The 13,384-nt window shown below is 32.8% G+C and carries 15 protein-coding genes; 4 read left to right on the top strand and 11 right to left on the bottom strand.

Going from position 1 to position 13,384, the window contains the following annotated elements:
• The first annotated feature begins 106 nt into the window (after positions 1-106).
• The 3 genes from QTL86_RS20485 to QTL86_RS20475 all read left to right on the top strand — a co-directional run bounded on the left by QTL86_RS20485 (position 107) and on the right by QTL86_RS20475 (position 2,589).
• Positions 107-901 (top strand): motility protein A, encoded by a 795-nt coding sequence (locus tag QTL86_RS20485; RefSeq protein WP_410495921.1) that lies wholly within the window; start codon positions 107-109, stop codon positions 899-901.
• On the top strand, positions 901-1,623 hold the full coding sequence (locus tag QTL86_RS20480; RefSeq protein ID WP_127064752.1) for a flagellar motor protein MotB: 723 nt from the start codon (positions 901-903) through the stop codon (positions 1,621-1,623). Before QTL86_RS20485 ends, QTL86_RS20480 begins: the two co-directional genes overlap by 1 nt.
• A 258-nt stretch (positions 1,624-1,881) precedes the next feature.
• A complete protein-coding gene (locus QTL86_RS20475; protein ID WP_410495919.1) occupies positions 1,882-2,589 on the top strand; it encodes a YetF domain-containing protein in 708 nt (235 codons plus the stop codon).
• Between the two features lie 34 nt (positions 2,590-2,623).
• On the opposite strand, the gene QTL86_RS20470 is transcribed toward QTL86_RS20475, so the two are convergent.
• The 5 genes from QTL86_RS20470 to QTL86_RS20450 all read right to left on the bottom strand — a co-directional run bounded on the left by QTL86_RS20470 (position 2,624) and on the right by QTL86_RS20450 (position 7,630).
• Entirely contained in the window at positions 2,624-3,169 is a 546-nt protein-coding gene (locus QTL86_RS20470; protein ID WP_410495918.1) for a 50S ribosomal protein L25, read from the bottom strand.
• A gap of 460 nt (positions 3,170-3,629) precedes the next feature.
• A complete protein-coding gene (locus QTL86_RS20465) occupies positions 3,630-4,355 on the bottom strand; it encodes a hypothetical protein (RefSeq protein ID WP_127064755.1) in 726 nt (241 codons plus the stop codon).
• Complete coding sequence (locus QTL86_RS20460; protein WP_190283444.1) at positions 4,348-5,271, bottom strand: ATP-binding cassette domain-containing protein; 924 nt, start codon at positions 5,269-5,271, stop codon at positions 4,348-4,350. Before QTL86_RS20460 ends, QTL86_RS20465 begins: the two co-directional genes overlap by 8 nt.
• A gap of 340 nt (positions 5,272-5,611) precedes the next feature.
• Entirely contained in the window at positions 5,612-6,790 is a 1,179-nt protein-coding gene (locus QTL86_RS20455) for an MFS transporter (protein ID WP_127064757.1), read from the bottom strand.
• Positions 6,791-7,066: 276 nt separating this feature from the next.
• A complete protein-coding gene (locus QTL86_RS20450) occupies positions 7,067-7,630 on the bottom strand; it encodes a hypothetical protein (protein WP_410495917.1) in 564 nt (187 codons plus the stop codon).
• A gap of 146 nt (positions 7,631-7,776) precedes the next feature.
• On the opposite strand from QTL86_RS20450, the gene QTL86_RS20445 reads away from it, so the two are divergent.
• A complete protein-coding gene (locus QTL86_RS20445) occupies positions 7,777-8,328 on the top strand; it encodes a TetR/AcrR family transcriptional regulator (RefSeq protein WP_410495916.1) in 552 nt (183 codons plus the stop codon).
• 151 nt (positions 8,329-8,479) lie between these two features.
• On the opposite strand, the gene QTL86_RS20440 is transcribed toward QTL86_RS20445, so the two are convergent.
• The 6 genes from QTL86_RS20440 to QTL86_RS20415 all read right to left on the bottom strand — a co-directional run bounded on the left by QTL86_RS20440 (position 8,480) and on the right by QTL86_RS20415 (position 13,258).
• A complete protein-coding gene (locus tag QTL86_RS20440) occupies positions 8,480-9,136 on the bottom strand; it encodes a response regulator transcription factor (protein WP_410495915.1) in 657 nt (218 codons plus the stop codon).
• Entirely contained in the window at positions 9,129-10,466 is a 1,338-nt protein-coding gene (locus QTL86_RS20435) for a sensor histidine kinase (RefSeq protein ID WP_190283445.1), read from the bottom strand. Before QTL86_RS20435 ends, QTL86_RS20440 begins: the two co-directional genes overlap by 8 nt.
• Before the next feature lie 71 nt (positions 10,467-10,537).
• Positions 10,538-11,155: a DUF2318 domain-containing protein gene (locus QTL86_RS20430; RefSeq protein WP_127064760.1), complete on the bottom strand. Its 618-nt coding sequence runs from the start codon at positions 11,153-11,155 to the stop codon at positions 10,538-10,540.
• 3 nt (positions 11,156-11,158) lie between these two features.
• A complete protein-coding gene (locus QTL86_RS20425) occupies positions 11,159-12,502 on the bottom strand; it encodes a sulfite exporter TauE/SafE family protein (protein WP_243118626.1) in 1,344 nt (447 codons plus the stop codon).
• A gap of 15 nt (positions 12,503-12,517) precedes the next feature.
• A complete protein-coding gene (locus QTL86_RS20420) occupies positions 12,518-12,793 on the bottom strand; it encodes a hypothetical protein (protein WP_127064761.1) in 276 nt (91 codons plus the stop codon).
• 258 nt (positions 12,794-13,051) lie between these two features.
• Positions 13,052-13,258, bottom strand: coding sequence for a heavy-metal-associated domain-containing protein (locus QTL86_RS20415; RefSeq protein ID WP_127064762.1), 207 nt, complete (start codon positions 13,256-13,258; stop codon positions 13,052-13,054).
• Positions 13,259-13,384 lie beyond the last annotated feature (126 nt).

The raw sequence follows: 13,384 nt of genomic DNA, 5'->3' as shown, positions 1-13,384 counted from the left end.
AAACATTTCCTAGAGTATTCTTATTTTATTGATATTTTTTTTAGAAGAAATATAATTAGATACATAATTAATCATTGTAATTTATTGTAAATAAAGGAGTATGCCTATGGATCTCTCTATTATTGTATTTTTAGTCTTTAGTTTTGGCGCGTTATTTCTTGGTTTTATTTTAGAGGGTGGACATCTATTAGCCTTGTTTATTGGAACAGCTGCAATCATTGTTTTCGGCGGCACCATCGGCGCAGTAGGTTTATCTTTCCCTATGGAAGAGATTAAAAGACTTCCTAGAATCATCGGTGTTTTATTTAATTATAAGCCTATTGATAATTATAAAATCACCAAACAATTTTATGAACTCACTACTATTGCTAGAGCCGAAGGTATACTTGCCCTTGAAGATGCAGCTGGCAGAAACGGTATTAAGCACCCTCTTATTACCAAAGGACTTCGCTTAATTGTAGATGGTGTAGATACTAATCATATATATAAATCTCTAGTAACAGATGCTGAAAATATAGATGCTAGACATGAAGCTGGCTTTGCTATATTTGAGTCTGCTGGCGGTTACTCTCCAACTATGGGTATCATCGGAACAGTTATGGGACTCGTTCACGTTTTAGGAAACCTAAGTGTTCCAAGTACCTTAGGGCCTAAAATTGCTGTTGCCTTCATTGCTACTTTATATGGTGTTGGTACAGCTAACTTACTATGGCTCCCTATTGCTACACGTTTGAAAAATATTAGTGAAAAAGAGTCTCTAAGTAATCAAATGGTTATTAATGCACTTGTTGCCCTGCAACAAGGAAAGCATCCAAAACTTGTTATAGATGATATGTCTGCTTTCCTAACACAAGAAGAACGTGAAAAGGTATTAAAAGAGTTAAAGCTAGGTGATGACTAATGGCTAAGAAAAAACCTAAAAAAGAAAATAGTGAGCGTTGGCTTCTCACCTATTCTGACCTTATTACACTGCTTATGATTTTCTTCGTTGTTATGTATAGCATGAGTAATGTAGATAGTAAAAAGTACGAGGAACTTGCTGGTTCTCTTAACAACTCACTTGGTATTTTACAAGGGGGTGCGGGCATGTCAAATGCCAATGCTGCTGGTATAGACTCCTCCATTCCTTTTCACCAAACCATAAGTGCTTCTCAGGAAATTCAAACTAAGCTAAAGGACTACTTAGAAACTCATGATTTAACCGAACAAGTCAGTCTTCATGTTGAACCTCAGGGCCTCACCCTTAGCTTTGATGATAATATTTTATTTGATAGTGGTAAAGCAGATATACAATCTGCTTATAAGAAGAATCTACTAGAAATTTGTGATATACTTAAAACCTTCACTAATGATGTAGTGGTTGAAGGACATACGGATAATCTTCCTATTCATACCTCTCAGTTTAGTTCTAACTGGGAACTGGCATCCATAAGAGCTATTAACGTCGTTCATCTTTTTATTGATGAAGGTAAGCTCCCAGCTTCTAAACTTTCAGCTATTTCTTACGGTGAATATAGACCTATTGCTTCCAATGATACGCCTGAAGGACGCGCTAAAAATAGACGAATTGATATCGTACTACTAAGTAGTACTTTTTATGAGGAAAGTCAGGCATCTAAATAGCTAGCAACTTCACTAAACATACAAAAGAAGTATTAAAATCTTCATTATTGAGATTTTAATACTTCTTTTTTTCAAAGCTGTCCTTAATTTCTTGTCTTATAGTACTTTCTATAGTATTTTTGCCTCCACTCTATCATGACTTCTTTATAAAGTCAAAGCTATAGCCAAGGGCTAAAAATTAATATATTTTGTAGTTATATCCTTTTTTAATTTAGGCATACTATTTCTAAATCGTTTTATGAAATAGGAGTGTATATAATGGAAGTTATTCAAGCTATTATAACTGCGTTAGGTTCAGCTGTAGCTTTATTTACTTTAAGCAAGTTAATGGGAAATCGTGAAATGTCACAACTAAGTATGTTTGACTATATCAATAGTATTACTATTGGTTCGATTGCAGCTGAGATGGCTACCTGTGAGTTTACAGATCTTCTAAAGCCCTTTACTGCTATGATTGTTTTTGCTTTATTTAATATCTTATTATCCCTTCTCACTAATAAATCAATTAAAATTCGTCGCCTTGCAACAGGTAAACCTAGTATTTTATATGATAATGGACAACTCTATTATAAAACTTTTGCAAAAGCCAAAATGGATTTAGGTGAATTCCTTGTACAATGCCGTGTGAATGGCTACTTCGACCTTACTGATATTCAAACAGCTCTCCTGGAACCTAACGGCAAAATCAGCTTTCTTCCAGTCTCCAATAAGCGTCCCATTACAGGAGAAGACTTAAACATTTCTCCCTCTCAAAATTACTTAGTAGCTAACGTTATTATTGATGGCAAAATAATGTTACAGAACTTAAAGCATATAGGTAATAATGAAAAATGGCTTACCAAACAGCTTCGTATACACGATATCTCTGATATTTCTGAAGTCTTTTTAGCAACCTGTGACCGTAATAATAAATTATGCGTTTATAAAAAACTAACTGAAAAAATGACAGCTGACTTATTAGAGTAATCCTACAAAGTAAGCTCATTACAGCAACCTGTGGTTATGAGGATTTTCTATCAGTAATTTTCAAGATCATGCTATCTGCACTTACTTGTAAATCGATGTTTTCGTTTTTAAAGACAGGAATATCTTCTAGTGTTAGAACCTTTCCTACCGCTAATCCTTCCAAATCAACAACTACTGTATCAATCATATCGGAAGGTAAAGCCGAATAAGGCACTTCAAATAACAGCTGTTCCAAAACACCCACTACCTTATCTGTATTTTCTAAGATAATCTGAGCCTTGCTATTGACCCTTTTATCAGCTTCTAATGCCTGAAAACTAATATGAAGGATTTCATTGTTTACAATATTGCTATCGATATCTTTAATTTGTACTGGAATGAGCTTACTGTCAAGCTCAATTTCCATCTTGCTACCTTCACGCTTACACCGGAGTAATTTTTTAGCAGCATTCTTATCAATTTGAACCAAAAGTGATTCCGGCAAGGAACCACCATAAATAACACTAGGTATAATACCATTTCGCCTCAGTTGCTTGGCCTTTTTTAACACACTTCTCTTCTCTACTGTAATAATATCCATTTTTTATTCCTCCTAATTATATATTAATGTAAAAACTTACATTCTCATTAATTAAATACAGATATGCCTCATCACAATTCTCTTTTACTTATAGTTAGTGTTAACATTTTCAGATGTGGCTATTTCTGTATATAAAAATAGAAGGTACTTTTTTCATACCATTACCTTACAGTAAAAATATTTAAAAGCCCTTCTTATAGACGGTTCTTTTATTATTCAATTCTTTTGTACGACTACTAAGAGCCCGCATTGCTATTCCCATCTCCTATTGTAAAAAAGAAGGACTTTTCATACAACACCATACGGTGCAATACCAAAAGCCCTTCTTATAGACGGTTCTTTTTTATTTATTAGTTTTATTAACCATATCATAAATGATAAAGAAAGGCAAGGCTCATAAACTTCTTTCCTAAGAAATCAAATCTAATAAGTCACAATTCTCTCATTTAGAATAAATCTCTCATTTCAAATCACTTCTTTTTAATACCCAAATGCTTATAACAACAATAAATAAAACCTTAATCATACTTATTCCTATGATGCTCAAGCAAAACAAATAATCTAAAGGTGTTTCCATAATCCTTCGCATATTAATCACTAATGAGAAGTTACTGATATTCCACTGGACAACTGTTACTAGAAACAAAGGAATCTGTATAATAATCCACATAAGCCAATCAAGCACTAAACCTCCTACTACTGTTTTTGTTAAATAGATACTAAACATACATAAAACTATAAAAGGTAAGGCATTACACATTAATAAAAACCAACGTATTACTCCCTCTCTAAACGAGCCTATTACAGTTCCCCATCCCCCCCATATTATACCGAAACTATAAGTACCTATTAATTCTACAGATAGTATAATGATTGAAAAAATAACTATTGGGATCATCCTACCGATAACTATTTCGCTACTACTATGCCCACTCATTATCTCATAGTAAATCGTTTTATTTCTAAAATCCCCCGCTAAATAGGCTGTGATAAAAATCATGATAATCAAAAAACTCATAAACATCCAAGTATCAATACTTCCTATAACAGATAACCTAATTTCTTCATTCTGCACATATGTACTAAATCCCAAGGATGTACCTATAAGAATTGCAACTAGTATTGCATAAAATAAATCCCTACTTTTCTTAAAACGATAAAAGGATGCTGCCATAATATCACGCATCTAGTTTTCCTCCTATCTTACTTATAAAATATTGTTCAAGACTATTCTTATTATATGCTAAGTGATGTAATCTCAATTGTTTGGAGACTAGAGTAGCAGCTATTTCCTCAACATCGATGTTCTTATCATAAACGCGTATATAATCTTTATCTTCTACCTCACAATGTTCAATATGCAATACTTGCTTTAATGTCTTTAATGCCTCTACTTTATCACTTACACCAACAAGTAGGTAGTCACTACATCTTGCATCTAATACCTCACAATCAATCTGCTCCACAATCTTTCCCTTATCCATAATAATATAATCTGTAGCGATTTGATGTAGCTCACTTAATAAATGACTTGATATTAAAATGGTTGTATTGAAGGTTTCCTTTAACTGCAGTAATAGCTTTCTCATATCTAACATGCCTTCAGGATCTAATCCATTGAGTGGTTCATCTAATAGTAGAAATTCTGGCGTTGACAGCATGGAAATAGCAATGCCTAACCTTTGCTTCATCCCCAAAGAAAATTCTCCTGCTTTTTTCTTTTTGGTATCCTTTAAGTCAACTATCTCCAAAACATCGTATATTCTTTTTTCATCCTTTATGCCTTTTTGTAAACATTGTAGTTTAAGATTATCATAAGCACTGAATTGTGGCTGTATATAAGGTGTTTCAACTATAAAGCTCATCTTCTTACGTTGTAGATACCACTTATCAGGGTCTTCCTCTCCATACAATGCTAATTTACCTGATGTGGGCCTAGTAAGACCTGCAACCATACGAATAAAGGTAGTCTTACCTGCACCATTTTTTCCTATTAGCCCATAAAGCCTTCCTGCCGATATCTCTAAATCAATTTGATCTACAACTGGAATATCCCTATATACCTTGCTTAATTTCTCTGCTTTTAAAATACTATTATTCATCAAACCACCTCTTTTCATTAAAGTTGGGTTGTTTTGCTTTTAGCCTATTCCACATTTTAATACTTTATCATGACTAAAGCTTATACATTTATCATCTCTAACAGATTATCACACATTAATTATTTTTGTAAATTATTTATTTTCAAAACATTTAATCAATAATTATCATATTATTATATACACAACAAACACCTGTCAAAGATACCCACAGCATAAAATAAGCTCTTGATACAGACATCATTTAATGCCTCTATCAAGAGCTTTAATATACCCTTATATTCTATACCAAGTCACTTAAATATCTCTTTTTGTTCACTAATGCTTGGTTAAACTAGACTTACTACTTCTTATTTCTCATATAATTAATAATCGCCAGAATCACCATACACACTACGTTAATAGTCAAAATGGTAACAGCTCCTACCATACCTATTTGGTCTGCAACAATACCTATGACCTGTGGTGCTATAATACCGCCTAAGGCTGCAATTGCTAACAGTACTGACATTCCTGTAGTAGAGCCTTTGATATACATACCACCATTAGATATACAAGTTGGATAAATACCAGCAAAGAAGAATCCCATGCCTGCTACTGCTAGAGTAATAAGGGCAAGGTTAGTGGTAGAAATCAGTAATAAGAAGAAAATAGTTGTGCCTATACAGTTAATTAAGATTAACTTCTGCTTATTTACTTTACTTGAAAGATAAGCTGTGACTAAACGGCCTAACATAATGACTAGCCATGTAATAGACACCAGATTAGTAGCATACGTATCACTCATAATACCTGTGCTTTTAAAATAGGTTACAAACCAGCCATTAACACAGTTCTCTGCTCCTAGATAAAAGAATAAAAGGAAACCGATAATATAGAAATCTATGTTTTTTAAGAAAGCTTTTGAATCATGAGCTTCTGTTTTGGCAGTTAGATTCTTCACTTTTTCTTTCTTCTCTGCTTTATCTTTTTTATCTTCATCAAGTGGCATCCAGCCATAGCCTATACTTGAAATGGCACTTAAAACAATAATCGTATAAATAATAAAGCGCCAGTTAAAACCATTATTAATAAATACTCCAGTTAAGAATGGTGCTAAGAAAGCCCCAATGGCAAATACAGTATGTAATAAATTAAGTGCTGCTGGTGTACCATCATAATCATTTACAACCATGTTGTTGGTAATACTTACAGTTCCCCTTCCAATTCCTAATAAGATACAGGCTATATAAAGTACAGGAACAGGTGGTAATAAAGTAATCATTAATAAACTAATAGGAATAAGTGCTGATAATATCACACTTGTTATTTTTCTCCCTAATAGTTTTACTACTGGTGGATTCACAAAGCTCGCCAAAAAGTTTCCTATAGCAAAAGTAGATAGTAAACCTCCTGCCACACTATAATTGATCCCTGCTTCTTCTATGAGATAAGGCATAACAGCACCTATTACTAAGGCCATCATACCGTTAGCTAAAAACGAGTAGTAGCAAGGAATAAATAATTTTGCTTTTTTAGTCATCATATTCTCCCCTTTGATTAAAGTCATTTTAAATCTAGCGTATATAATTGTAGCTATTTAAGTCTTACTAAACCTTCCAACTATTGTACTATAAAAAACAAAATATTAATATATTAAAAGAGCTGTATTGCTACAGTCCTCTCTAAATGAGAATGTATAAAGCATTGGTGTAGATGTTGACTAATATGCAGATGGTATCTATAGACCAAAGCAATCTGTTATTTGACACCCTATTAATAGACAATAGCTAAGTTATCTTTAACTACTTAATTCCACTTAACGCCTTTTAGCAATTAAATATACAAGTAGTGAAATCATAACCAAAATCCCAGTACAACCTATACTTAAATTAATTGCTATAAATTTTATCACTGTACTCACACTTGAAATTTTGCAGATGCCATCCAATGGTGCCGGATAATACTGTAGCATTATGGTTATACATATATTTTCAATCCAATCTGCAGTCATTGCAATAATTGGTATAAGTAGTAGACCTTTAAAATAAGTTTTTACGCCCTTAAATCTTTTTAATGAAAAGCTCATCCACCCTACATATAACAACATATAGCTAATAGGAAATATATAGTCAGCAGGTAATATCTTGTTTTTATAAAATGTTCTTCCTTCCTCCCCCAGTTGTGCCAGCATATTATAGGCCTGTTCTACATTATATCCATACTCAAAATCTAAAATATTAGCTCCATTTGTGATTTCAAGCAAACCTTTCACACCTATGCTACTATAATTAATAATATAAAAAACAATTATAAATAAGCCTGTCACCAAAAGTGTCTTCCTAATAGTTGCCTCATCAATTAGCTTTTCTAATAATTTCATATTTACCTCCTTGTATACTTATTTTATATTACACTTTAAACATTGATATAATTTTTATAATATATTACAATTTTAAAAAGTGCATATCAATCATTTTGCTTAAAGTGCTATAATAACTTATATTCTGTAACCCCTAAGGAGATCCTATGAATCAAACCAATTGTAAAATCGCCCTACAATCAAAGGTATGGATTACTAACGCACTATTTGAACTTATGCAATCTCATGACTATAGCACCATTACCATTAGCCAAATATGTAGAAAATCAGACTTATCAAGAAAGACCTTTTATCGTCATTTTACTTCCAAAGATGATATTTTAGCTGAAAATTTCCTTTCATTACTAGAAGAATTTTTAAGCATGCTTCCATATTCTGAACCTATTGGTTTTCTAAATATGTCCTCTGCCTATTTTGAATTTTGGCACAAAAATAAGGAGTTGCTAAAACTCCTCAAAAAAAGCCAACTACTACCTAGAATTTTTATTCAATTGCAAGCAGAATTTCCGGACATTTGCAAAAACCTTGAACGAACGGATACTGAGATTTGTCATTCAGATGCACTATTTTATGCTAATGCATTTGCATTAGGTGGCCTTAACAATATGCTGCTAAGCTGGATTGAGAATGATATGAACAAAACCCCATCCCAATTAACTAATGACTTAATATGTTTCTTAAATTCCGCTTTACGATAATTATAATTCGTTAAAACTATCTTTCTTATATCAGCAGCGTCTGTTATTACGCACAAACCTATATCACTAATCTCACTCATTAAGGTTACGAATAGCAAAAGTAGATAGATAGTAACCCTCCAGCATAAATATGGCATAAGCTTGAGATCTATTAGTCTACTTCTAAACGGTAACCATACCCATAGATAGTCTCAACTTGAAGTCTAGGCATTTTCTTTCTCATGCGACGCATTAAATCATCTACTACTCTATCATTACCAAAGTAATCTCTTTCCCACACATGATCTAGTATCTCATTTCTAGTAAGTGGATGCTCTTTATTCTTATACAAAAACAAAAGCAACATATATTCTCTATTAGATAAGTCAACCAATTCCCCTTTATCATATACTTTACGGGTCTTTAATTCGATAGTATAGCCAGCTAAAGTAACGCTTTCTTCCTTTTGATAACATCTATCCAATAGCTTCTTTACTCTAAGGACTAATTCTTTTGGTGAAAACGGCTTGGCAATGTAATCATCAGCACCTTTCTCTAATCCCATAATCTTATCAAAATCTTGGTCTCTTGCTGAAATTAATATAATAGGTACCTTTGCGTCTTCCTTCCTTATTCTCTCCATCATTTCAAAGCCACTTTTACCTGGTAGCATGATATCTAAAATCCATAAATGAACCTCTTCATTTAAATCCCCTACTGCTTCCACACTCTCATAAGCTAGTACCTTGTAGCTTTCTTTTTCCAGATAACTTTTTATAATATCTCTTAAGTTTTTTTCATCTTCAATTAATGCAACAATACTACTCATTAGCTTTCCCATCCTTATAAATGATAAAAGTTACTCCCTTTGTTTCGGCGTTTTCATATCTAATATCATACCCATACATATTGACTGTTCTTTTTACAATGGCAAGTCCTAAACCTGACATTCCATCTTTCCCTATTTCAAAGGGCTCAAATAGACTTTCTGCTAGATCTTCTTCTATATTATCTCCATCATTAAAGATTGATAACTTCTGGTCTGTTAACTTAATACTAATCTCATTTTTTGCATATCTCTTAGCATTATCAAATAAATTTTCTAATACAATACGCCATTTTTCTTTATCACCTATAAACCTCTGAGGGACTATATCCAATCGCACATTGATGAGCTGATCTTGGTCAAACATATAGCTTATTACTTCTTCAAGCAGCTCATCTATTGCAAATTCTCTATAGCTTTCATTTTGGCTTCTGATATACTCTAATCTATTTAAATACAATAAGCCTTGTACTCTCTTTTCTAGTCTTTCTGCTTGGCTATAGATAACATGAGCAGTTTGCTCTACATCACCATAAGGATAAACACCATCTATGATACCCTCTGAATAATTCTTAATGACTGCAATAGGTGTTTTTAAATCATGAGATATATTATGAATCATCCTCTTCTTAGTCTGCTCATTATTATAAAGTTTTCTCCTCATATGTTCTAAGGAATCCATAACTTCTTGAAACTCCAAAGTGCTTTCATTAATACGAATACTTTCTTCTAGCTGACCATCCCCTATAAGGTCTAGCTCGTGTTGAATCTGCTTTAAATTATTAATAAATCTATTATTCCATTTAAAGAAGCTTACTAAAATGATGGTTAAAGCAACTATAATGATAATTAATGTCGTCATAAATAATTGATGAGATAAATATTGATTACCAGTATCTATGCTGTATGAAATAACTTTTTCACCTGAATCTTTATTATTAATAAGATAATAAAGAGTTTCCTGACCATCAATAAATTTACGCATTTCCACTTGTTTTTTTTGTTCTCTACATTGCTCTTTTATCTCCGAAAAAAACTCAGGATACATTAACTGGTGATGAATGAGATCATCATCTGTTTGATCTATAACAAGATTATTATTGCTATCAAATTGAAGATGATATACCCCATTTTTCTTACCTTGTGAAGTATTATAGTATTTTCCTAGTTTAATATACTCATTTTGCTCACTGATAAGTGTATTAAAGTTCTTGTGGTCTATAAAATATTTAATACTTATAGGGAGTATAACACCAAAGGCCATTATACTTCCTAATATCAGTACCATCAATGTTATTGCAAGTTGCTGATTAAGCTTCATTTTTTGCTTCATTATCATAAATCCCCTTATGCATAAAAAACCATCTACTTGCGCAGATAGTTTTTTAATTTGTCCTTCTATTCTTAATAAGCTTCTTTCCAATTCTCGAAAATACCTGTTGCCTCTTTTAAGAATGCATTGGAAATAGTAATGTTAGTATCATCTACTGTTTTATCCTCTGAAAAAATAGGAACTGGATTACATCCACCTCTAGTTACCTCTACTTCATCTGGAGAAAATCTGTTCTTGCAGTTTTGACAAACTAGGACATCTCCATCTTGCTCATAGTATCCTCTTCCTGAACTATAACAAATTTGACAAGTATTAAAGGCTGTACGAATGGTTCCATCTGTGGCTTTAATAGCTAGTACTTCTAGGCCCACTCCATCTACTTCTACTGGATAATAGCTTGCCTCATTTGTGATTTCATTAATAGGTATAACTAAGTCTTTCCCTTCTAATACTACCACATTTTCTTTTGCTTTACCTTCATTTTTATTACCTTCCTTTTTAAAAAATAAACTCCCTGCTATTACTGCTACGAGCGCTGCTCCTATCACCACATAAACCATACTTTTAGAGTTGTTACTCTTTTTATTCTTATGATTACCCATCTTTAATTCCTCTCTATTCACCATTTGTTGATTATTCTTCACTATTAATTTGCATTCTCCATTAATTCTTAACTCTTTATTATTCATTATTTATTTCTTAATTACTTTAATGCTACTTCTAATCATTCCCATCCAACAACTATATACAAACTCCCCTTCTTCTGTAGGGGTAAACTCTATTACATTCTCTCCGAGTTTGAATTTTACTTCTTTCTCATACTCTGGAATAAAGATTCTATTGTTACACCCATTAATAGAGCCTTTTTCAGCTGTTATCACCCATTGTACAGGCATGCCTGCTTGTACTTCAATAACAGGGTATTCACCTGAAGCTAATTTGCTTTCTACTATTTGAACACCATTCTCTATACGTACTACACTATTATTATTAGCACTTACACTACCAGGAACCATTATTCCTGATAAACTCAGTCCGCTACTGAGCATACCTCCACCTAAAATCACAACTAAAACAGCCCCTATAGATATAAGCTTATGTGTAAACCTCTTACTAAGTAATGAAGACAAGGCCCCTATCCCAAACATTAAAGGTACTGTCCCCAAGCTGAATAAAAACATAGCCAATGCGCCCTTAAACATACTTCCTGTTGAAAGACTGTATAATTGCATAGCTTGTAGTGGACCACATGGCATTAGGCCATTTATTAAGCCTACATATAAGGGACTATTACTCCCTAATTTGCTATATAATTTTCTAGAAAAAGCTTTTGGCATACTTATATTTAGTTTGCGAAGCCCTGGAAAAACATTTAACATATTCAGCCCCATAATCATCATAAACAGGCCAGCAATAATCTGAATACTTCCCTTTGCTCCTTCTGAAAAACTTATAACCGATCCTAATGCACCAACAATCCCACCCATTACTGTATAAGAAATCACTCGCCCTAAGTTGTATAAAAAACTAGGTCTTAGTGCTGCCCACCTATGCTTCTTAGATTCGGTCTTAGTAACAGGTTGTATACACTGTGATAAATTAATACCACCACACATGGCAATACAATGAACTGAAGTCAGTAATCCTATTATAAATAGCATGCCATAACTCATGTTTTCTTTGGCTTCTGGAAAAATATAAAAGAAATTTGTAAAGCCAAAATACTTCAGCACATGATAAAGGGCAAAGATAATAATCATTACTCCTATTATTTTAGTTATGCGGTCTATTTTTGCATCCGCATTTTCCTTCCTTATAACCTTGTAACCTTGTTTCTCAATAACCTGTGCTATGTCTTCGAAGGAAATAAGTTCCTCATCATACAAACATTCAGCGTGATTCTGAGTGTAGCTTACTTTAGCGCTAATGACCCCTTTTGTTTGTTTTAATTTACTGCCTATTCTCCTCTCACAGCTTACACAAGTCATTCCATCAATCTTAATAATCTCTTTTGTGTATTGTCTTTGCATCTTCATATCCACAACCACTCATTATTTTTCCGACTTATTTTCTTTATCCTTTGAACAACAACTACTTCCTTTTGCCATTACAAGCATCATTCCAATCATCATAATTGGGCATATAAGAGATGACAGAGTATAAGCTATCTTTGTTCCTGTTACTCCAAGGCTACTACTTATAAGCGGTACTATGGCTACGATAATAATAGGCAACAAACAACAGGCCCCCATCATGCCTATTCCTTTTAGCAAACCTTTTTTCTGGTTCATAGGATTTTCTTTTTTATTTTCTTTTTCTAAATTCATATTCCTTCTCCTATCCTACTTTTAATAGTCATATTTTTATAAATTGCTGCTGTACAAATGTCTAGATAAGCTATTCTATAGACTTATCATAAATAAAAATTACTGCTTAGGTATGGGAGATTTGTGGGATAAATATGTGATTTATCATTTTTACCCCATTATTTAAATTTCCCCATAAAAAAAGCCCTATAATAGCACGAGCAAATGGCATGCTATTATAGGGCTCTTGTATTTTATTAACTTAATTCTTACTGAGTATTATACCTCTTCTATAGCTGTTACATCGTAACCAGCTTCATCAATTGCCTCAGTAAGTACTTCATTGGCCTTGTCAGTATCTAATACTGCATACTTACCTTCTAAACTTACCTCTACTTCTCCTTTAGCAAAACCTCCTAAAGCTTCTTTTACATGTGCCACGCAGTGACCACAACTCATACCATCAATCATTACTTTCTTTTTCATCTTCATCTCTCCTTTTATTACTATTTTATCTTATCATTTTATTTTTAAAAGCTAACTATGAAAATATTATTATTTTCATTCTAACTTACTATTATTACTTTACTCCAAAGATCATAAAGACTTTAG

It is taken from the genome of Cellulosilyticum sp. ST5, from assembly GCF_046529625.1.
Taxonomy (GTDB): domain Bacteria; phylum Bacillota; class Clostridia; order Lachnospirales; family Cellulosilyticaceae; genus Cellulosilyticum; species Cellulosilyticum lentocellum.
This window is presented reverse-complemented; position numbering and strand designations above follow the sequence as displayed.